This is a genomic window from Weissella minor (assembly GCF_001437425.1).
GTDB classification, from domain to species: Bacteria; Bacillota; Bacilli; order Lactobacillales; family Lactobacillaceae; genus Weissella; species Weissella minor.
Map to the genome: position 1 here is coordinate 185039 of NZ_JQCD01000024.1, position 20072 is coordinate 205110.

Below are 20072 nucleotides of genomic sequence, written 5' to 3' on the forward strand. Positions count from 1 at the left end.
TTTTTGTATCGTTGAAAGGAGTTTAGATGTTAAAGCAAGCACAGTATCAAGCAAGTCGTAAAAGCTGTACAACTGTCCTCGTTGGAAAAGCCGTCACTGCTGATGGTTCAACGATGATTGCGCGGAATGAAGATGGTGGGGAAACACCTTTACCCCAAAGGTTTGTGTGGATTGAAGCCAATCAACCGAATACCTATCAATCTGAATTAACTGATTTTGCGATGACTTTACCGGAAAAATCATTTAGCTATACGTCAACGCCGGATGCTATTACAGGTAGTGGGATTTGGGCAGCTGGTGGTATTAATAGTCAAAATGTTGCCATGACAGCATCTGAGACCATTACGACAAATGAACGAGTGCTCGCATTTGATCCGTTAAATGATGCTGGTATTGGTGAAGCTGATTTTACGACTTTAGTGCTACCGTATATTGATTCAGCGCGTGCGGGCGTTGAACGACTGGGCGCATTGTTGGAAGCATATGGGACTTATGAGTCAAATGGAATTGCATTTGCTGATCGTGAAGAAATTTGGTATCTCGAAACGATTGGTGGTCATAGTTGGGTTGCTGTAAAAATTCCAGATAATGCAGCTGTATTGGCCTCAAATCGCTTTAATATTGATGTCGTGAATCTAAATGGGCCAGATGTGTTATATGCGGATGCCGTAAAAAGTTTTATTGAACAGCAAAGCCAAACCGATGTGATTGATTACGAACATATTAATCTACGTCATTATTTTGGTAGCTACTTGGACAAAGATAAAGTCTACAATAATCCACGGGTCTGGTTGGGGCATAAACTCATGGGGCTTGATGTTTCCAATGTTGACCCGACAGAGCAAGATTTGCCATTTTTGGTTTATCCAGATCAAAAGTTGAATGTGCATGATGTGGAATCAATTTTGAGTGCTTATTATGCTGATACAGACTTTGATGTTTATCACAACGAAACCGAAACAGGCACACCAGTCTATCGTCCGATTGGGATGAATCGGAATGAAGAATCGCACATTTTACAGTTACGTGCAGATGTTCCTGATAGTGTCGCAGGGATTCATTGGTTGGGATTTGGCCCCAATGTCTTTAACGCGTTTGTGCCTTATTTTGCAAATGTGAATGACACACCAGCAGTAATACGGGATACACCGGGACAAGCGGATGTTCAGTATACTTACTGGTTGATGCGAAACATCGCGATGATTGCGGATGCCGATTTTGATTTTTATCAACCAATGGTGCAAGCATTTCAAGAGCGCATGCAGCATGCGGGTGATTTGTTTTTAGCAGAAAATCAACTTGCGATTAGCGTTGCGGAATTGACAACACAAAATCAACAGATGGCAGACAAGTATTTGCAAGCGGCAAATGCATTATTGAATGAGCTATTGAATAAGGGGACAGGTCGCATGCATCTTCGTTTCCCAATGGCCGATTAAGGGAATTGAAATTTTGCGGATTGTGAAAAAGGGCCTATAAATTTTTGGGTTTTTAACGAATTTGTGAATTTTTGATTTGTAACTGGTCGCATATCACTATATAATTAAGGTAAGGCATTTAAGATAGAAGCGAAAAGGTTGCGGTTAAACGAACTTTTTTGAGACTATTAAAAGTGTAAATTTAATTTATTCGGAAATAAGAAGGAGTTTAAGCATGTCTAAAACATTAGCGGTTAATGCTGGTTCATCATCATTGAAGTTCCAATTATTGGAAATGCCAGCTGAAAAAGTCATTGCCAAGGGACAAGTTGAACGAATTGGTTTGGATGAAGGAATTTTCACATTGAAGTTCAATGGAGAAAAGACTGAATTCACTAAGGAATTCCCTGATCACCGTGCAGCTATTGAAGAAATGTTGCGTCAATTCAGTGAAAAGGAAGTCGTAACAGACTTATCAGAAATTACAGGTGTTGGACACCGTGTTGTTGCTGGTGGAGAATGGTTTAACAAATCAGTTGTCGTTGATGATGAAGTCTTGGAAAAGATTCACCGTCTAGCTGCTTATGCACCACTACACAATCCAGCCAATGCAGCTGGAATTGAAACATTCCGTGAATTGTTGCCAGACGCACTTTCTGTTGCCGTCTTTGACACAGCTTTCCACCAAACAATGCCACGTGAAAACTACTTGTATTCACTTCCATATGAATACTACACAAAGTATGGTGCACGTAAGTATGGTGCCCACGGAACTTCACACCGTTACGTTGCTGAACGTACAGCTGAAATTTTGGACAAGCCACTTGAAGACTTGAAGTTGATCACATTGCATTTAGGTGCTGGTGCTTCAATTACAGCCATCAAGGATGGAAAGTCATTTGACACTTCAATGGGATTCACACCATTGGCCGGTGTTACAATGGCAACGCGTTCAGGTGATGTTGATCCTTCATTGATCTACTACATCCAAGAACGTGAAGGTTTGTCAAATGAAGAAATGTTGTACATTTTGAACAACAAGTCAGGTTTGCTTGGAATTTCAACATTGTCATCAGACATGCGTGACTTGGAAGATGTTCAAGAAACCAATGAACATGCTAAGTTAGCACTTGATATTTTCATCGACCGTGTTGCTCGCTATATCGGACAATACATCGTTGAATTGGGTGGTGTTGATGCCATTACCTTTACTGCTGGTATCGGTGAAAATGCTTATGAAGATCGTCAATTAATCATTGATCGTTTGAACTTCATGGGTATTAAGCTAGATGAAGAAGCTAACAAGGTTCGTGGTCAAGAACGTATTATTTCAGCTGCTGATTCAACAGCTGCTGTTTTGGCAGTGCCAACTAACGAAGAGCTTGAAATTGCACGTGACGTTGAAATGTTAAAGAAGAACAACGGCCGTTAATTTAGTCATTAGTTGACGATATCGTTTTTAAGTTCGTTTATGGTAACCACGTTATAATGGAACTATCATAAAGGAGGATCTCGATGAGTCTATTACTAATTATCATGTTAATGATGCTGTTTGGCGTCTTATACGCTCGACGTAAGGCACGCCGGATGTTTGCTAATTTCAATGCGCAAATTAACGAGCAAATGGATCCTTATCGTGAGACCTTTGCGAAAGCAAATCATCAACAAAAAGCTGATGGTAAGCAAGTATTCGAAGGCCAATTCGAGGAAGTACGTACAACCAAAGTTAAATAATGTTAAATAACTAATCCGGGTGATCTTAATCACCCGGGTTATTTTTTTATACTGTTAAAACGTTTTTCCGAATAATCGATAAATTATTTTGTGAAATATATAGCATTTCGAGCTTAAATAAGCTATATTAGACTTTAGTTTTATAATTTTAAACGTGTTTTTAATATTTAAAAAATAAAAGGGGTGTCGTATGCGGAAATTGTTGATAGCTAATCGAGGCGAAATCGCCGTCCGAATTATTCGAGCAGCTAAAGAATTGGGGATTCAAACTGTTGCTATTTATGCGGATGCCGATAAGTATGCGGCACATCGTTTTGCGGCAGATGAGGCATACCAAATTGGAACGGCAGACATGACAATTGAGGCCTATTTAGATATTCCGGGCATTATTGCTTTGGCGCAAGCCCATGGTGTTGATGCCATTCATCCTGGATATGGTTTCTTGTCAGAAAATGAAGCATTTGCGCAAGCCATTGCGGACGCGGGCATGAAATTTGTGGGGCCAAAACCTGAACATTTGGAAATGTTTGGTGACAAAATTACGGCAAAGGGTGTTGCAACAGCTGCTGACGTTGCAAGTGTGCCTGGAACAGATCATCCAGTTGAGACGATGGAAGAAGCTTTGCAACTAGGTGAATCCTTCGGTTATCCAATTTTTGTTAAATCCGCCGCTGGTGGTGGTGGTCGTGGGATGCGTGTTGTAGAACATGCTGAAGAATTGAAGGAAGCGTTCCAACGTGCGGCATCTGAAGCCCAAGCTTCATTTGGTAAAAGCGATATTTACTTGGAAAAATACTTACAGGATCCAAAGCATATTGAAATTCAAATTTTAGCGGATGAATTTGGGCATACGATGCATCTATTTGAGCGTGATTCATCAGTCCAACGGCGCCATCAAAAAATTATTGAGTTTGCACCAGCAGTGTCAGTTGATAATGCCTTACGTGAACGGATTCAAGATGCCGCAGTGCGCTTAATGGCTAGTGTCGGTTATCAAAGTGCGGCTACCGTTGAATTTTTGGTTGACGGGGATGACTTCTACTTTATTGAAGTGAATCCACGTGTACAAGTTGAGCATACGGTTACTGAAGTTGTGACCGATATTGATATTGTACGCAGCCAATTGTTGATTGCTATGGGGCATCAGTTGCATGAAGCACCATTATCATTGCCGGAGCAGGCTGACTTAAAAGCGCATGGCGTTGCCATTCAATCGCGTATTACAACCGAAGACCCAGCTAACGATTTCATGCCTGATACAGGAACAATTCGTTGGTACAACCAACCTGCTGGACCTGGGATTCGTGTCGATGCCGGGAGCGTTTATGCTGGAGCGACAGTGACGCCATATTTTGACTCACTTCTGTTCAAGGTGATTTCACATGGAAGTGACTTTGACGAGGCTGTGACTCGGATGCAGCGCGCCCTTGCTGAAACGGAAATTGCGGGTGTGAAGACGAATACTGGCTTTTTGTCAGAAGTCTTTCAAGACGCGACGTTCACATCAGCCCAAGCATCAACAACTTTTGTCGATAAGAATATGGCCCGCTTTAAGCACGTCACACCAGCTGATCCAAAGCAGCAATTGACGGACTATATTTCGGAAATTAGTATTAATGGTTTCCCGGGTGTCGGCACGGAACAGGCTAAGCCAAGTTTGAATGCATTTCAAACGCGCTCACGAGCGCTACCTGCAGATTTAGAGACCGCAAAAGATGTGTTAGATGCGCAAGGACCAGAAGCTGCTGCTGAATGGGTTAAAGCGCAAAAACAAGTCTTGTTGACGGATACGACAATGCGTGATGCGCATCAGTCACGATTTGCAACCCGCATGCGGACAAAAGATATGGAGACGATTGCCGAAACGACACAAGCGACATTGCCTAATTTGTTTTCAAATGAAATGTGGGGTGGCGCAACTTTTGATACGGCTTATCGTTTCTTAAGTGAAGATCCTTGGGAGCGTTTGCGTACGTTACGTGCTAAGATGCCACGAACATTAACGCAAATGTTATTCCGTGGATCAAATGCAGTTGGTTACCAAAATTATCCTGACAATGTCATTCAAGAATTTATTCATTTGGCAGCGCAAAATGGGATGGATGTTTTCCGAATCTTTGATAGTTTGAACTGGCTCCCACAGATGGAAACGTCAATTCAAGCTGTTCGTGATGAAAATAAGCTTGCTGAAGTCACGATGGCCTATACCGGTGATATTTTAGACGCAAGCCGCACCAAGTATACTTTGCAATATTATGTTGATTTTGCTAAAGAAATTGAGGCCGCTGGGGCACATATGTTGGCAATTAAGGATATGTCCGGTTTGCTTAAACCAGAAGCAGCATACCAATTGATTACGACATTAAAAGAAGCGATTAATTTGCCAATCCATCTGCATACGCATGATACGACTGGAATTGGTGTATCAACCTATGCCCGAGCTGTCGATGCTGGCGTTGATGTGATTGATGTCGCCAACGCCGCGATGGCAGGAACCACATCACAACCAGCCATGGCATCAACGTATTACGCGTTAAGTGGCAATGCCCGTCAGCCTGAATTAGACATGCCAGCGGTTGAGAAACTTAATCAATACTGGCAAGGGATTGTGCCTTATTATCAAGCATTTGATAATGGCATGCGGAGCCCACAAACGGATATTTTTGAAGTGGAAATGCCAGGTGGGCAATACTCTAATTTGCAGCAACAAGCACAAGCATTGCAATTAGGGGACCGTTGGGATGCAATTAAGCATATGTATACACAAGTTAATCATATGTTTGGTGACATTATTAAGGTGACGCCGTCTTCTAAGGTTGTCGGTGATATGGCTCTCTTTATGGTTCAAAATGAACTGACACCAGACGATATTTATGAACGTGGACACCAGCTTGATTTCCCACAGTCAGTCGTTGATTTCTTTATGGGTGATATTGGTCAACCGGTTGGTGGTTTCCCAAAGGAATTGCAGGAAATTATTGTTAAAGGTCAAACGCCATTAACTGAGCGTCCTGGTTTGTTTGCTGAGCCACTCGTCTTAGAGGATGTCAGTGAAGCTTTGGCGCTTGAATTAGGGCGAACACCAACGCCAGAAGAAGTGATTTCAAAAGCCTTGTATCCAACTGTATTTAGTGAATTTATGCAAAAGCAAGCACAGTTTGGACCGGTCACAAAGTTGGACACACCAACTTATTTCTATGGTTTGACACCAGGGGAAGAAGTGACGATTACATTGGCGCCAGGTCAAACGATGACGTTAATTTTGCAAGATATGCAAGCTAATCCAGCTGACAGCAATTGGCAGTTGACTTACTTACTTGATGGTAAACCAATGACGGTTACAGTCGATGCACAATTCAATGAAACCATGCAAACAGCTACCACAAATCAGCGTAAAGCGAATGCCAGTGTTCCAGGTGAAATTGGGGCAATGATGGCCGGCGATGTCGTTGAAATTAGTGTTGCTGTGGGTGATGAAGTTGAGCCAGGTGATATTTTGGCAGTAACTGAAGCCATGAAGATGGAAGCCTCAGTCCAAGCACCGATTGCCGGTGTGGTGACAGAAGTTGTCGCAGTGACGGGAACTCAAATTTCTGCCGGTGATTTACTACTTGTGATTGAGCCTAAGTAATTAAAAAGTTTGAAAAAAGCATGTCGTGAGGCATGCTTTTTGTTGTGGCTAGATATGGTAAACTAGAGTCATTCAATTTTTAAGAGGTGACTTATGCAACAACAATGGTGGCAACGCAAATTATTTTTTGGACTAGGGATTGTCGGTGCAATCACATTTGTTTTGGAAAGTGTGATTGGTTCGCTTATGTGGCCGGCTTATCAATCACTGGCACATCCAATTGCGCTGTTAACAGCTCAAGGAGCACCTTTTCGAGGTGGCTTCCTGGTGATGCAGGTTTTAGCTAGTTTGGCCGTTACAGTGGCACTGGTTGCGATTTACGCCTATCATCGCTACCAACGTGAACGTAAGATGATGCAAGCAAGTGCTGGGATGATTTTTAGTTGGAGTGCTTGGTTGATTGTGACAAACTTTTGGCCGAACGCACGCATGGCTGATTACGTCCTAGCTGAGAGTATTTCGGGCAAAAGCATTGTCCTTGCGCTAATCTTATTGGCGTTAGCTGGAACGATGTATTGGTATGCGCAAGCAGTGATGACAATCGACTGGATTAGCTTGCGTAATGTTTTGACAGTCGTGTCCATTTTAATCGTGCTATTTGCAGCACTTGAATTTGGCATGTATCTCATTAATTGGCCACTTCGTGGTTTCTTTGATATCTTAACATTAGATACAATGGCACTTGGCATGGGCTTTTTGAGCTGGTACTTTATGCGACAAGCAATTTAATTTAAGGAGGTCTAGCATGGAACTACGACCTGAAACAGTGACAGAGAAAGATTATGAACAACTATTAAAAATCTGGGAAGCATCTGTTAAAGCAACACATGATTTTTTGGACCCTGCCGATTTAGAAGCGTTAAAAACAGAAATCCCAACATTTTTACCACTGCTACAAGTGACATTTTGGCTTGATGGCAATGAAGTCGTTGGCTTTTCGGGGACGCAATCTGACCATTTAGAGATGTTGTTTTTGGATCCAACATTTTTTCATCAAGGATACGGTAGTGTTATTTTGAAACAATTGATTAAAGATCAAGACGTTCGTTTTGTTGATGTTAACCAAGATAATTTGGCAGCAAAACATTTCTATGAAAAAAATGGTTTTGAATTGATTGATGTGTCGCCTTTGGATGGACAAGGGCGTCCATATCCAATTGAACACCGTGCTTTAGTAACTGAAAAGGGCTAATCATGTTAAAAGAATTATTCAAAGGGAACCAAGCACAGTTATATCATGCTGGTAATTTAGCGCATGCCGAAAGAGAAAATTTACATATTCCAAATGCGTTCATTCAGGATATTGAAGATGAAAATGAAGCAGCGCGCTGGCATTTTATGGAAGATGAAAATTCAGTGATGCTATTTTTAGATGCGGTCGTCGCAGATTCAGATGTACCGACTAAAGGGGCCTATCACACGGAATCAGTTTCATTCTTGGTGCAACAGTCCGAACAACGTGTTTTGTTGTTTACGCGTCCATCGATGGATTTTTTGGCGGATGAATTAGTCGCAAGTGTGGCAGATTTTGATGCAGATGTGACGCCAATGGAATTGTTGGCAGAAGTATTGTTGGTGTTGTATCAAGATTATGAGACAGCATTAAATCATTTAGATAGTTTGCGGCGTGATTTTCAGCAGATGTTTTATCACAAAACGCGTGGTTTTGGTGGTGATTTAGATGCGATTTGGACCGTGATGAATGCCTTGTTGTACATTGATTCGTCTTTAGAGGATAATAGCGATGTGTTAAAAAGCTTGGCTAAAGAATTTAAAGTTTCTAAAGGGACTACTGCATACCGCAGCGTCACGAATCGTTTAGCGATTGAAGCGGAACAGGCCCATAAGATGGCTGATTTATTGAGTTCAGTTGTGAATAACATTTCTGATTCTTATTCAGCGCGCAATGATCGTAATCTAAATTGGATTATGCAGATTTTGACGGTGTATTCAGTGGTCTTAACGATTCCAACAATTATTACTGGTTTTTATGGCCAGAATGTCAAATATTTACCATTTGCGATGCAGAATAATGGTTGGTTAATCACAATTATTATGACGGCAATTTTAATGGCAATTGCGACATACTGGTTCTGGCGCCATGGCTATTTTGATAAATAAAAGAAAATAGCGCAAAAGACTTGAAATTTTAGTTAAGATTGTGTATAGTTATTCTTTGTAATTTACTAGCTATTGCAACGGCGCAAGCTTGGGGTTTGGCCCATGCAGCCATACCTGTCGTTCAATCGGTAGGTGAGAGGCATCTCACAAAATACATTCGAAGGAGTTATGTTAATGCGCATTAACATTTTATTAGAGTCAGCAGAGTCTGGCGAACGTATCTATTTAACTTCTAAGAACCGTCGTAACACGCCAGATCGTTTGGAGCTTAAGAAGTATTCTCCAAAGTTGCGTCGTGTTACAGTGTTCAAGGAGGTCAAGTAATCATGGCTAAGAAGTCAAAGATCGCTAAAGAAAAGAAGATTGAAGCAACCATCGAAAAGTACGCTGAAAAGCGCGCTGCTTTGAAGGCTGCTGGTGATTACGAAGGTTTGTCAAAGTTACCTCGTAACGCATCACCTGTTCGTGCCCACAACCGTGACCGTATCGACGGACGTCCACACGCTTACATGCGTGAATTTGGAATGTCACGTTTGAACTTCCGTCAGTTGGCACACAAGGGTCAAATCCCTGGTGTTAAGAAGGCTTCATGGTAATCGGCAGATTATTTTAAGTCTTTTGAAAAGAGCATCCACCTTGTGTGGGTGCTCTTTTTATACATAGAAGCAAATGAAAGGGCTAAATAGATGAAATTATTGACGAAAAATCCGTGGGTAACAATTTTAATTGCCATTATTTTTGAAAGTGGGTGGGTTGTTGGGATTAAATATGCCCATACACCGTTGGAATGGGTCTTGACGATTGCGTCATTGATTACCTCATTTGGTCTGTACTTATTAGCAAGTCGTAAATTACCAGTTGGAACCACCTATGCAGTCTTTGTGGGACTTGGCTCAGCGGCAACGGTCTTAATTGGCTGGCTTGTCTTTGGCGATGGTTTGACTGGTACCCAATTGATTTTCTTGATTATCTTATTAACTGGGGTAATTGGGTTGAAGCTCATTGAGGAGGAAAAGGCATAATGGCATGGATTATCTTACTATTAGCAGGTTGTATGGAAGTAAGTGGTGTGATTACGCTTAATGAATATAACCGTAAGAAACGCTCATACCTTGTATTCTTCATGATTGGCTTTATGATGGCCAGTGTGAGCTTGTTGGGGGTTGCTTTACGAACGATTCCAATGGGAACGGGTTATGCCATCTGGACGGGAATTGGTGCCGCTGGTGGGACCATCGTTGGCATGTTCTTTTATCATGAGTCACATGATTGGAAACGAATCTTATTTATTAGTTTAATTGTGATTGGTGCCGTGGGACTTAAATTCACAACCGGTGCATAAAGACGACTTGGGGAACCAGTCGTCTTTTTACTTACAAAGAATTCACAAAGTTATGGTAAAATAAAGCCAGGGATTCAAACAAAAGGAATGAGGAGAACCCTAACTCGAGTAACAACATTGATGGAACGAGTTTGGTCGTGGATAAGATGAGAAAAAGGGATGAAAAAAAGTTAATTGCTTTGGAACAAGCGGCATTAGACTTGGTTCAAGAAAATGGCTTAAGCCAATTAACTATTAATAAGTTAGCCAAGCGGGCGGGGGTTTCAGTTGCCACTGCTTATATTTACTTTGAAAATAAAGCAGATTTGCTGGGGCATCTTTATCAGACTGCCCGTGAGCAACTCATTGATAGCATTCCTGAACCAAATGAGCAGGATGCCATTAGTTTGCAATTTGAAACAGTGATGCGGGCATATGCTCACAATTTTAATGAAGCACCCAAAGCTTTAAATTTTATGGCAGCGTTAGCGGCCAATCCCGAATACTTACCTGAAGCATTACAAGGCAATACGACCTTATTAGGACCAGCGATGTTAGCGGTCATTAAGCGTGGTTATTTAGCGCAAATGTTGCTAACTGACAATGTTGACTTGATTATTGCGCAAGCTTTGCAGCCCTTACAATGGTTGTATCAAGTGCGCGCCCAAAATCAAGTTGTGGTTGCGTCAGCTGAATTAGATCAGCTGATTGCGATGGCAACTCGAGCAATTTTCAAAGCGTAGACACATTTTCGGATAATCTAGAGGAGGCACACATTTATGACAGCATATGATTATGACGTGGTATACATTGGTAGCGGACACGGTACTTTTGATGGGGCAATGCCATTGGCGGCTAAAGGCAAGCGCGTAGCCGTGATTGAAGCTGACAAAGTTGGTGGAACTTGTCCAAATTGGGGATGTAACGCAAAGATTTTACTAGATGCACCAGTGGCATTACAACACACACTCCGGGCTTCAAATGGCATCGTGAGTGGTGACGGTAAGATTGATTGGGCTAAGAACAAAGCCCACAAACAAGCAGCCATTGATGTCATTCCTGATGCGCTAACAAGCGGGATGGAAGGCTCAGGCATTACGATGTATTATGGGGCTGGTAGTCTTGTTGATGCACACACTGTAAAAGTGAATGATGAACAATTAACGGCCGAAAACATTGTGCTTGCGACTGGTCTTCGTCCACGCAAGCTTGATGTTGACGGAACTGAGCTTACACATGATTCAAAGGACTTTATGGATCTTGACGAGATGCCAAAGGAATTGGTGATCGTTGGTGGTGGTTATATTGGTGTTGAATTTGCAACGATGGCGAATGCAGCGGATGCGAATGTCACTTTGGTTTTGCATGGTGACCAAGCATTGCGTGGATTCCACCAACCTTACGTCGAGCAAGTCTTAGCTGACCTTGAAGCACGTGGCGTTAAGATTCTACGTAACCAAGAAGTTAAGGGCTTTGCAGAAGTAGATGGTGGTGTTGAAGTGGCTTTGAGCGATGCAACACTTTCAGCAGATTGGGTCTTAGATGCAACTGGCCGTCAAGCTAATGTTGAAGACCTTGGATTGGAAAATCTTGGGATTCAAGCCAGCGATAAGGGTATTGAAGTGAATGAATATTTGCAAACAGCAGTACCAAGTATTTATGCTTCAGGTGACGTGATTGATAAGGAACAACCAAAGTTGACGCCAACTGCACAATTTGAGTCACAATATTTGATGCATCGTTTTGCTGGTGAATCAGACGCAGCGATTGATTATCCAGTAATTGCAACAAATGTCTTTACAACACCTCGGATTGCACAAGCTGGTGTCACGGTTGAAGCTGCGCAAGCTGACCCTGACACTTACACGATTCAAGAAAATGATCATAATGGTAACTGGTATCGTGCCGTTGATTACGAACAAGATGCTAAGATTACGTTGATTTTCAATCAAGATAAGCAATTAGTAGGAGCGACTGAAATTTCAGAACGCGCTGAAGATACAATTAATGCTTTGTTGCCTGCAATTGAATTTGGTTATACACCAGAACAATTAGAACGCTTAGTATATATTTTCCCTGCGATTGCTTTTGATGCAATGACACAACTATAAAAGTAAGCAAAAAGCAGCCTAAGCGGGCTGTTTTTTTTATTATCGTGAAGAGTATATGTTTGCTATAATGAATTGTAATACGATTTCTAAAGAATATGGATAAGCTATGATTAATATAAGACACGAAAATAAAGATGAATTTAAGCTTGTTGAAGCTAAAACCCGCGATGCATTTTGGAATCTATATGTACCAGGTTGTAATGAACATTTAATTGTTCATCATTTACGCGATAGTGCAGATTACATCCCAGATTTATCTTTTATTATTGAAAAAGATGGTGAGATTATTGGGAGTATCTTTTATTCAAAGTCAAAAATAGTAACGGATACGGGTTCAGATTTAGAAACCATTACGTTTGGTCCGGTTAGTATTGTTCAGGAGTTTCAAGGGCAAGGGTATGGTCGTCAATTAATTACCTATACAATTGCGCAAGCTAAAGCAGCGGGGTATGCGGCCATTATTATCGGTGGTTATCCAAAGCATTATGAACGATATGGCTTTGTTGGTGCGAAGAAGTATGGGCTTCGTTTGGCGGATGGTAATTACTATACGGGGATGATGGCATTACCTTTAAAAGCGCATGCCTTTGAGGGAAAGCAAGGGATTATTCAATTTTCAGCGGTCTTAGAAGATTCGCCAGAAAATGAATTAATGAACTTTGATCAAAATTTTTCGAATAAAGAAAAGCTGGTGACTGCTAGCCAAAGAGAGTTTGAACAGGCAGTGTCCGAAATCGATACAAGAGAATTTTGATTCAAGTGGGAGCTTAGATACAGGGAGTAGGTAACAATGAATAACAAAGAGTTTTGGATTGGAATGAGTATTACGCTAGTGGTCGCATTACTAATCGGGATGGGTGGCTTTACGGGATATGCCATGGTCCAACACCGTTTAAAATCTGAACCTAAAGTAGAATCTACTAAGCAGAGTAGCACACCCAAAAAGGAAGAAGCAGAAAAAATCAAGCTAACGAATAAAAATAAATTGATTGCATTGATGGAAACATCAGGAATTGATAACATTGGAATCTCTGCAGAACAGTTAGCAAAGGGAAAATATCAATCACATGCTGTTGGCGCTGAAGACCAATCAGCGCGCGATGTTTCAAAAATTACGGCAGAACCGCAAGATGTGGCCGGGGCTATCGAAAATATGCCAGATAAAGAGGTACAATTTTATACAATTGAACCTAATTTAGGTAATGCCGGAACTGGGCTTTTGATTGAAAAAGACCAAGTTACATTATTTGGGGCGCAAAATACAGTTGATTATGAAACATTGATGGCAGCGGACAACAAAGCTAGTGTGACTTTAACGAACAAGCAAGTTGAAAAAACGTTGGCTGATAATAAAGCGTTGACGAAGCAAATTGAAGATAAGATTGATATCCAAGAACAAGATGATGCATCAAAAACGGCGCAAGCATTTGATGATTTGACACAACCTATGCAATTAGCGTTGTTGATTAATCAAGTGGCTAAAAGTGAGGGCGCTACACCAAATTTGAATAGTCAGTATGATATTTACCTGGGGACAGCCAATGAAATTGGTATTCATGCGACCGATGTTTCGGATATGAAAAAAGCAAATATATTGATAACGGATAATCATAATGATACTTTTACCTATGAAAATCTTACGGGAACATCAACGGACGATTATACATGGGAAAAAGGCGAAACCGTTTCAAAGCAAACTTTATTGAAGGCATTAAATACTGATAAACAAAATATTAATGCAATCGCCAATAAGGTAAATCTAGCAACTTCATCAGATGCCTTCCCGTTCCGTGATCCATCAAGTCAAAATTCGGCTGAACCTAACACTGCAGCAAATACGGAATCAAATCCAAATACGCCAGCAAATACCCAAGGGGGTACTGCAGCGAATACTGAATCTAAGACAGCAGCGCCTGCAAATCCCGTTGATCAAGCACACTACAAAAGAATGGATGGTGCGATTGATGCAGCAGCGAAAGGTCAGATCACATCTGATGATATTATAAATTCTAATGACTATGGGCACTATTTTAATGATCCAAAAGGACATAATATGTCCAAAGCAGATTTAGAAAGCAGAATTGAAGACGTCAAAAATTTTTATAATTAATCGAAACCACTCTCAATTATATGATGAGTGGTTTTTTGTTTTAAAATGAGCTTAAAATGTTTATATTATGAGGATTTAATGATATTATTAATAGAAACAAGCGATTATGACTGGTTATAGCGGGACATAGTTGTTGCAACGAGTGTTTATTTATTCTAATTGAACACAGTATGGATGATGGGGGTGCTTCAATTGGCATATATAGACATAAGAGACTTAACCTACAGTTATCAAGTATTTGAAAAGCAGTCCGGGTTTAAAGGCAGCCTCAATGATTTTTTTCATCGCAACTATCAAGATAAAATCGTATTGGATCATTTATTATTTTCAATTGAAAAAGGCGAAAAAGTTGGATTATTGGGGCCAAATGGGGCTGGAAAGTCAACATTAATCAAATTACTAACGGGTATTTTGTATACGAAACAGGGGCAGATTACAGTTGATCACGTTACGCCAGATACGAAGAATGATGCTTTTTTAGAGAAGATTGGTGTTGTGATGGGCCAAAAAAGTCAATTAAATTGGAATTTGCCTGCGCGCGATACATTTAATGTACTGAAATCAATTTACGGTATAGCTAAAGCCGATTATGAGGCGCGTTTAAACAAATATGTGACGATGTTTCGCGTGGAAAAGGTTGTTGATATTCCGGTGCGAAAATTGTCGCTAGGTGAACGAACAAAACTAGAGTTAATCTCAGCCTTGTTACATGGACCAGAACTGTTGATATTAGACGAGCCAACTTTAGGGATGGACATTGTGAGTCAACGTGAATTGCATCAATTGATTAATCAAGTGAATCAGATTGATGGGGTTACCGTTCTGATTATTAGTCATCAAATGAATGATATTCAAGCAGTTGCGGATCGTGTATTGATTCTATTAGAGGGTGCCATTAAATTTGATGGGTCAATTGATGAACTCACACGAACCGCGGCATTGGATAAGCCGAAAATCATTGTGGCTGGGAAAAAAGAACAGCCGATTGTGGCGTCTGAAAATGTTGGTATAAAAGAGAATCAGGATACATCTGTAATTGATACCTATGATGCGAATAGTACGATTACACTCAATGTGCAGGATATTCAATCGGTCCATGTTCAAAATCCGTCTTTAGAAGATGCATTATATGCAATGTTTGGCGGAAAGGATGGGACTGATGAAATATCTCAATAATGGACTTAATAGTTTTCAAAATACAATCACTTACCGTGCTAATTTTTTTATTTCAATTTTTTCACGTGTCATTCAATTATCGCTTTCATTCTTTATGTGGAGTGCGATCTATGCCGGCAGTAATTCAGATTCAGTTGGTGGTTACACCCAACCTGAAATGTTTAAATATTTAATCTTAACGGGGTTGTTATCTTTTGTTTTTACATTTGAACCTATTTTCAGATTAGCGCGGAGTGTGCAAACGGGTCAGCTCAATACACTTTTGTTACGGCCCATTAACATTAAATGGGAGAGCTTATCGGCTTACATTGGCTCAAAATTAATTTTCATTTTTATTTTAATTGTGGCAATCATGCTGTTTTCAGGTGGTAATGTCTTTAATGTTGTTAAACTGATTGTTTACTTATTGATTAGTCTCGTATTATGGCATGAATTGATGTTCATGATTGGATCACTCTCTTTTTGGATTATCCAAATGTGGCCATTGCGACCAATTATTAACGCTTTCTATCTATTTTTTGGCGGCCTATTATTTCCATTAGATGTGTTGCCAGATTTTTGGTATCAATGCTTTCGATTTTTGCCAGTTGCTTTAGTTTCAAGTGACTTTGTGCAAGCCTTGATTAAAATTCAGACCGCTCCGTCATTAATAATTGAATATCTGTTGATTTCAATCATTTGGTTAATTGGACTGACCTTAATGACGAATAAGCTTTTTTCAAATGGCTTAAAGCATTTTGAGGGGGTCGGGGCATGACATTTAGTTTATATACAATTTTAGCAAAACAGAGCTTAAAAGAATTTACCACTTATCGGATGACGTCAATCATGGTTGTTATTTTTGGTTTTATGTTTACGTTGATTGAAGTCATTGCTGGTGCCGTATATTATTCATTTAATAATACAATTGGTGGCTTTTCATTCGAACAATATGAATTGATGATTGTGAGTCTGGCATCAATTACCTACACTTATCAATTTCTATTTATTGGTGCGCATGAGGCATTGGCTGAGGATATTATTGAAGGCGATTTGGATTACATTTTTCTCAGACCCATCAATTCCTATTTCTATTATGCGTTAAGACGACTAGACTTTCCGAGTTTAATCAATTTAATTGTTTATATACCAGTGTCAATTTATTTATTAATCAAATTTGATTTAACGCCATTAGATTGGTTACTAGTCGCATTGTTTTATGTTGTTGGTGTGTTATTTGTTTTTGCCATGAATCAATTGGTCATTGAAGTCTCGTTTTGGAAAGACAATATGACTGCCTTGAATGGGGTACCTGAATATTTAATTGATTCAGCTAATCGACCTGCTAAAATCTATCCTAAATTCATTCGGATGTTTTTAGTGAACGTCATACCAGTATTGGCCCTTTCCAATGGAATTGTAAATCTCACGCACGTACACATACACTCGGCATTGTCGTTATTGCTACCGTTGCTTGTGATGACAATCTTGCTATTAATCGGCAGTTATTATATTTGGAACATTGGTTTGAAAAGATATTCTTCAGCCAGTTAACCATGAAAAAAAGCACTTAGTCGGCAGTTGCGCCAACTAAGTGCTTTTTGGGATTAAGACAGGGGATGGTTGTAACGATTGATAACATCATCGCAGGCCGATAAGATATCATCGCGACCAGGCATATTCGGGTTGAAAATTGGATCATGTTCGCTATCACGAGGCTTAATTTTATTAACGCCAAACGCAATACTATTTTCAGGAACATCTTTCGTGATGATTGCGCCAGTACCGATAACAGAATTATCACCAATAATAATAGGGCCAACAATCTTGGCGCCGTCAGCAATCACAACATTTTTGCCGATGACCGGATTACCAAGGTTTTCCATTGATTTAAACGCGTGTTAAAAGTTTGGTTCGCACCAATTGTGACATTTTGGAAGATGGTGACATTGTCTGAAATTTTTGAAGCCGCAATCGTACACCCTTTTCCATTATGTGCAAAGTTTACAGAATCAGACATTTGCACACATTGTAGTTCAAAATTGTATTGCGTTAAAAGTAATTCAGCTGCTAATTTTCGTGCATCAGCATCAGATGAAAAGCTGTTCATCTTTAATAGGGTCTTAAAATCAGTCATTTAATAATTAACCTTCTTTATTTATAATAGTCGCTATTTTAATCTCATTATACGAAGGATGCAATCGTATTTTGATAATTCCCTGCTGGAAAAATGACATCAATATGGTATATTTAAGGGACGTGGTTCGTAACCATCCCACGCAAAAAAACTAGGAGCTTTTTAAGATGCAAAAAAATTCAAAACGTGTTTATGAATTAACCATGATGGGGGTCGTGGCGGCCTTGTATGTGGTGCTAACTTTGATGGTCTCGCCATTTGCCTTCGGTGCCGTACAATTCCGTATTTCGGAAGGGTTGAACCATCTGGCTGTATTCAATAAACGCTATATTCTAGCAATCTCAGTCGGTGTATTCATTGCCAATACGCAATCATCATTAGGGGTGATTGATATGGTCTTTGGCACACTGGGAACATTTGCAATGTTGACCATCAGTTACTATCTCACACGGCATGTTAAATCTGTGGTGAAGCGATTGGCGATTAGCACAGTTGTGGATACATTGATGATGTGGTGTGTGGCCGTAGAATTGTATTTCTTCGCTGGGTTACCTTTCTGGGCAACGTATGGAACGGTTATGCTAGGTGAATTTGTCTCATTGGTATTGGGGGCAATCGTGATTTACTTTATTAACAAACGAATTGATTTGGCGGCATAAAAATGATTGATCAAAATTATACAGGGCAAACGGTCCTGATTACAGGTGCTGCTTCAGGGATTGGGCAAGCCCAAACGCAAGCTTATTTAGATGCTGGGGCCACTGTGATTGCAGTGGATAAGCAACCGATTCGTTTAGAACATCAAGCTTTGTCTAAATTTGAATTGGATTTAGTAGATGCAAATTCAGTTAAGCAATGGTTGCATCAAATGTCGGATGCCTTGTTAGCGGTAGACATCTTTTTAAGCACAGCGGGTATCTTAGATGCATTTCAACCGGCACTTGAAGAAGATGAAGCGCTTTTTCAGCAGGTGATGCAAGTGAATTTGTATGCACCGATTCAAATCACAATGGCTTTGTTGCCAAGCTTACTTGAAAAAGAACACGGACAAATTCTATATATGGCGTCCATTGCTGGTTTGATTGCTGGTGGTGGTGGCGCCGCTTATACGACTTCAAAGCATGCATTAGTTGGGTGGATGCGCCAATTGGCTTTGGATTATGCAGGCCAAGGGTTACGCGTAAATGCAATCGCACCAGGTGCGATTGAGACACCGATGAATGCTGCGGATTTTGCAGGGGATGGTGCAATGGCAAAATCAGTTGCTGCAACAACACCTACACAACGTTGGGCGCAGCCTGAGGAAGTCGCTAATTTAAGTCTATATTTAACCAGTCCGCAAGCAAGTTATATTCAAGGCCAGGCCGTGCCGATTGATGGTGGCTGGACAATTAAATAATTAAAAATAAAAACTGTGAGATTACTGATGTATAAGTAGTCGCACAGTTTTTTTGTCATTTTTTTGAAATATTTTTTTATTTAGTCGCTTGTAGTATTATATGTCGTATGGTAATATAATTCGTGCAATAAAGTTATTCGAATAATATTATAGTTCGAAGCGAAAGAGGGGAAATTATGGTACAACCAATATTACTTGCAAAAAATATTAAGAAGACTTATCAATCAGGAGCGCATGTGGCGCAACCGGTTTTGAATGATTTGTCATTAACTGTTGAAAATGGGGAGTTTTTGGCAATCATGGGACCATCAGGTTCTGGAAAGTCGACGTTATTAAATATCTTATCAACTTTGATGCAACCGACTTCAGGTTCGGTAACCATCAATGGGCAGGATATTCTAGCAATGAATGATAAAGACATGGCTAAATTTCGAGGTCAGGATATGGGCTTCATTTTCCAAAATTATAATTTGATTGAAAGTTTAACAGTGGCGGAAAATATTGCATTACCACTTAATTTACAAAAGAAGGCACCTAAGCTCACTCAAGAGCGGGTTCAAGTGGTGAGTGAGCTATTGAATATTAAAGAACTCCGTCATAAATATCCAGCAGAATTATCAGGGGGACAGCAACAACGTGTGGGGGCGGCCCGTGCGCTTGTACATGAACCAGGATTGATTTTTGGTGATGAACCAACCGGGGCTTTGGATTCAGAAAACGCCCGTGAGATGATGCAATATCTGACAAAGATTAATCAAGAAAAGCTAATTTCAATTTTGATGGTGACGCATGATCCGTTTTCAGCTAGTTTTGCATCAAGAATCTTGTTCTTGAATGATGGTGAAATTGCGGGTGAACTTGTGCGAGGGGCACAAAGTCGCGAAAGCTTTTATCAACAAATTTTGCAACAACTAGGCAATTTTGAAGAATAATGG

23 protein-coding genes and 1 riboswitch are annotated in these 20072 nt (G+C 40.3%); of the genes, 21 read left to right on the forward strand and 2 right to left on the reverse strand.

What is annotated here, in order from left to right; all coding sequences use genetic code 11:
* Positions 1-26: 26 nt before the first annotated feature.
* The 18 genes from IV67_RS04375 to IV67_RS04460 all read left to right on the forward strand — a co-directional run bounded on the left by IV67_RS04375 (position 27) and on the right by IV67_RS04460 (position 17155).
* Complete coding sequence (locus IV67_RS04375; RefSeq protein WP_057787504.1) at positions 27-1439, forward strand: C69 family dipeptidase; 1413 nt, start codon at positions 27-29, stop codon at positions 1437-1439.
* Positions 1440-1653: 214 nt separating this feature from the next.
* Positions 1654-2850 (forward strand): acetate/propionate family kinase, encoded by a 1197-nt coding sequence (locus tag IV67_RS04380; protein ID WP_057787506.1) that lies wholly within the window; start codon positions 1654-1656, stop codon positions 2848-2850.
* 83 nt (positions 2851-2933) lie between these two features.
* On the forward strand, positions 2934-3152 hold the full coding sequence (locus IV67_RS04385) for a hypothetical protein (RefSeq protein WP_057787508.1): 219 nt from the start codon (positions 2934-2936) through the stop codon (positions 3150-3152).
* 190 nt (positions 3153-3342) lie between these two features.
* The gene (locus IV67_RS04390; RefSeq protein WP_057787510.1) at positions 3343-6783 is read left to right on the forward strand and encodes a pyruvate carboxylase; all 3441 of its coding nucleotides are present in this window, start codon (positions 3343-3345) and stop codon (positions 6781-6783) included.
* Positions 6784-6876: 93 nt separating this feature from the next.
* Positions 6877-7512, forward strand: coding sequence for a hypothetical protein (locus tag IV67_RS04395; protein ID WP_057787513.1), 636 nt, complete (start codon positions 6877-6879; stop codon positions 7510-7512).
* 16 nt (positions 7513-7528) lie between these two features.
* Positions 7529-7975 carry a GNAT family N-acetyltransferase gene (locus IV67_RS04400; RefSeq protein WP_057787515.1) on the forward strand — a complete coding sequence of 149 codons (447 nt, stop codon included), beginning with the start codon at positions 7529-7531 and terminating at the stop codon, positions 7973-7975.
* Between the two features lie 2 nt (positions 7976-7977).
* The gene (locus IV67_RS04405; RefSeq protein WP_057787517.1) at positions 7978-8904 is read left to right on the forward strand and encodes a magnesium transporter CorA family protein; all 927 of its coding nucleotides are present in this window, start codon (positions 7978-7980) and stop codon (positions 8902-8904) included.
* Between the two features lie 174 nt (positions 8905-9078).
* Entirely contained in the window at positions 9079-9228 is a 150-nt protein-coding gene (gene rpmG, locus IV67_RS04410; protein ID WP_057787519.1) for a 50S ribosomal protein L33, read from the forward strand.
* Between the two features lie 2 nt (positions 9229-9230).
* Positions 9231-9500: a 30S ribosomal protein S14 gene (gene rpsN / locus IV67_RS04415; protein ID WP_057744040.1), complete on the forward strand. Its 270-nt coding sequence runs from the start codon at positions 9231-9233 to the stop codon at positions 9498-9500.
* Positions 9501-9590: 90 nt separating this feature from the next.
* The gene (locus IV67_RS04420; protein WP_057787522.1) at positions 9591-9926 is read left to right on the forward strand and encodes a DMT family transporter; all 336 of its coding nucleotides are present in this window, start codon (positions 9591-9593) and stop codon (positions 9924-9926) included.
* On the forward strand, positions 9926-10246 hold the full coding sequence (locus IV67_RS04425) for a DMT family transporter (protein ID WP_057787524.1): 321 nt from the start codon (positions 9926-9928) through the stop codon (positions 10244-10246). The genes IV67_RS04420 and IV67_RS04425 overlap by 1 nt, the downstream gene beginning before the upstream one ends.
* 146 nt (positions 10247-10392) lie before the next feature.
* Entirely contained in the window at positions 10393-10968 is a 576-nt protein-coding gene (locus IV67_RS04430) for a TetR/AcrR family transcriptional regulator (RefSeq protein WP_057788246.1), read from the forward strand.
* A 36-nt stretch (positions 10969-11004) separates the two neighbouring features.
* Positions 11005-12336 (forward strand): dihydrolipoyl dehydrogenase family protein, encoded by a 1332-nt coding sequence (locus IV67_RS04435; RefSeq protein ID WP_057787527.1) that lies wholly within the window; start codon positions 11005-11007, stop codon positions 12334-12336.
* A gap of 106 nt (positions 12337-12442) precedes the next feature.
* Positions 12443-13090: a GNAT family N-acetyltransferase gene (locus tag IV67_RS04440; protein ID WP_057787529.1), complete on the forward strand. Its 648-nt coding sequence runs from the start codon at positions 12443-12445 to the stop codon at positions 13088-13090.
* Positions 13091-13126: 36 nt separating this feature from the next.
* Complete coding sequence (locus tag IV67_RS04445; protein WP_057787531.1) at positions 13127-14446, forward strand: hypothetical protein; 1320 nt, start codon at positions 13127-13129, stop codon at positions 14444-14446.
* Positions 14447-14638: 192 nt separating this feature from the next.
* Positions 14639-15622, forward strand: a complete 984-nt coding sequence (locus IV67_RS04450; RefSeq protein WP_162261075.1) for an ABC transporter ATP-binding protein — start codon at positions 14639-14641, stop codon at positions 15620-15622.
* On the forward strand, positions 15606-16379 hold the full coding sequence (locus tag IV67_RS04455) for an ABC transporter permease (RefSeq protein WP_057787534.1): 774 nt from the start codon (positions 15606-15608) through the stop codon (positions 16377-16379). Before IV67_RS04450 ends, IV67_RS04455 begins: the two co-directional genes overlap by 17 nt.
* The gene (locus tag IV67_RS04460; protein ID WP_057787536.1) at positions 16376-17155 is read left to right on the forward strand and encodes an ABC-2 family transporter protein; all 780 of its coding nucleotides are present in this window, start codon (positions 16376-16378) and stop codon (positions 17153-17155) included. The genes IV67_RS04455 and IV67_RS04460 overlap by 4 nt, the downstream gene beginning before the upstream one ends.
* A 53-nt stretch (positions 17156-17208) precedes the next feature.
* Here the strand turns inward: IV67_RS04460 and IV67_RS09475 are convergent, their stop codons facing one another.
* Together IV67_RS09475 and IV67_RS09480 are read right to left on the reverse strand one after the other, a co-directional pair.
* Positions 17209-17487 carry an LbetaH domain-containing protein gene (locus IV67_RS09475; protein ID WP_236698250.1) on the reverse strand — a complete coding sequence of 93 codons (279 nt, stop codon included), beginning with the start codon at positions 17485-17487 and terminating at the stop codon, positions 17209-17211.
* A complete protein-coding gene (locus tag IV67_RS09480) occupies positions 17445-17738 on the reverse strand; it encodes an LbetaH domain-containing protein (RefSeq protein WP_236698251.1) in 294 nt (97 codons plus the stop codon). Before IV67_RS09480 ends, IV67_RS09475 begins: the two co-directional genes overlap by 43 nt.
* A 116-nt stretch (positions 17739-17854) precedes the next feature.
* A riboswitch (PreQ1 riboswitch) is annotated at positions 17855-17899 on the forward strand.
* Positions 17900-17905: 6 nt separating this feature from the next.
* Here IV67_RS09480 and IV67_RS04470 point away from each other — a divergent pair.
* The 3 genes from IV67_RS04470 (at position 17906) to IV67_RS04480 (ending at position 20069) form a co-directional block, all read left to right on the forward strand.
* On the forward strand, positions 17906-18397 hold the full coding sequence (locus tag IV67_RS04470) for a QueT transporter family protein (protein ID WP_057787538.1): 492 nt from the start codon (positions 17906-17908) through the stop codon (positions 18395-18397).
* Positions 18398-18399: 2 nt separating this feature from the next.
* Positions 18400-19137 (forward strand): 3-oxoacyl-ACP reductase, encoded by a 738-nt coding sequence (locus IV67_RS04475; protein ID WP_057787541.1) that lies wholly within the window; start codon positions 18400-18402, stop codon positions 19135-19137.
* Positions 19138-19313: 176 nt separating this feature from the next.
* A complete protein-coding gene (locus IV67_RS04480) occupies positions 19314-20069 on the forward strand; it encodes an ABC transporter ATP-binding protein (protein ID WP_057787543.1) in 756 nt (251 codons plus the stop codon).
* Positions 20070-20072 lie beyond the last annotated feature (3 nt).

Excerpts from the sequence above, each read along its gene's own strand:
- IV67_RS04390 (WP_057787510.1), top strand. The coding sequence starts at position 3,343 with ATGCGGAAATTGTTGATAGCTAATCGAGGCGAAATCGCCGTCCGAATT.
- IV67_RS04395 (WP_057787513.1), top strand. The coding sequence starts at position 6,877 with ATGCAACAACAATGGTGGCAACGCAAATTATTTTTTGGACTAGGGATT.
- IV67_RS04425 (WP_057787524.1), top strand. The coding sequence starts at position 9,926 with ATGGCATGGATTATCTTACTATTAGCAGGTTGTATGGAAGTAAGTGGT.
- IV67_RS04430 (WP_057788246.1), top strand. The coding sequence starts at position 10,393 with ATGAGAAAAAGGGATGAAAAAAAGTTAATTGCTTTGGAACAAGCGGCA.
- IV67_RS04435 (WP_057787527.1), top strand. The coding sequence starts at position 11,005 with ATGACAGCATATGATTATGACGTGGTATACATTGGTAGCGGACACGGT.
- IV67_RS04385 (WP_057787508.1), top strand. The coding sequence starts at position 2,934 with ATGAGTCTATTACTAATTATCATGTTAATGATGCTGTTTGGCGTCTTA.
- IV67_RS04470 (WP_057787538.1), top strand. The coding sequence starts at position 17,906 with ATGCAAAAAAATTCAAAACGTGTTTATGAATTAACCATGATGGGGGTC.
- IV67_RS04375 (WP_057787504.1), top strand. The coding sequence starts at position 27 with ATGTTAAAGCAAGCACAGTATCAAGCAAGTCGTAAAAGCTGTACAACT.
- IV67_RS04480 (WP_057787543.1), top strand. The coding sequence starts at position 19,314 with ATGGTACAACCAATATTACTTGCAAAAAATATTAAGAAGACTTATCAA.
- IV67_RS04460 (WP_057787536.1), top strand. The coding sequence starts at position 16,376 with ATGACATTTAGTTTATATACAATTTTAGCAAAACAGAGCTTAAAAGAA.
- IV67_RS04420 (WP_057787522.1), top strand. The coding sequence starts at position 9,591 with ATGAAATTATTGACGAAAAATCCGTGGGTAACAATTTTAATTGCCATT.
- IV67_RS04445 (WP_057787531.1), top strand. The coding sequence starts at position 13,127 with ATGAATAACAAAGAGTTTTGGATTGGAATGAGTATTACGCTAGTGGTC.
- IV67_RS04455 (WP_057787534.1), top strand. The coding sequence starts at position 15,606 with ATGAAATATCTCAATAATGGACTTAATAGTTTTCAAAATACAATCACT.
- IV67_RS04380 (WP_057787506.1), top strand. The coding sequence starts at position 1,654 with ATGTCTAAAACATTAGCGGTTAATGCTGGTTCATCATCATTGAAGTTC.
- IV67_RS04405 (WP_057787517.1), top strand. The coding sequence starts at position 7,978 with ATGTTAAAAGAATTATTCAAAGGGAACCAAGCACAGTTATATCATGCT.
- rpmG (WP_057787519.1), top strand. The coding sequence starts at position 9,079 with ATGCGCATTAACATTTTATTAGAGTCAGCAGAGTCTGGCGAACGTATC.
- IV67_RS04475 (WP_057787541.1), top strand. The coding sequence starts at position 18,400 with ATGATTGATCAAAATTATACAGGGCAAACGGTCCTGATTACAGGTGCT.
- rpsN (WP_057744040.1), top strand. The coding sequence starts at position 9,231 with ATGGCTAAGAAGTCAAAGATCGCTAAAGAAAAGAAGATTGAAGCAACC.
- IV67_RS09480 (WP_236698251.1), bottom strand. The coding sequence starts at position 17,738 with ATGACTGATTTTAAGACCCTATTAAAGATGAACAGCTTTTCATCTGAT.
- IV67_RS04440 (WP_057787529.1), top strand. The coding sequence starts at position 12,443 with ATGATTAATATAAGACACGAAAATAAAGATGAATTTAAGCTTGTTGAA.
- IV67_RS09475 (WP_236698250.1), bottom strand. The coding sequence starts at position 17,487 with ATGGAAAACCTTGGTAATCCGGTCATCGGCAAAAATGTTGTGATTGCT.
- IV67_RS04400 (WP_057787515.1), top strand. The coding sequence starts at position 7,529 with ATGGAACTACGACCTGAAACAGTGACAGAGAAAGATTATGAACAACTA.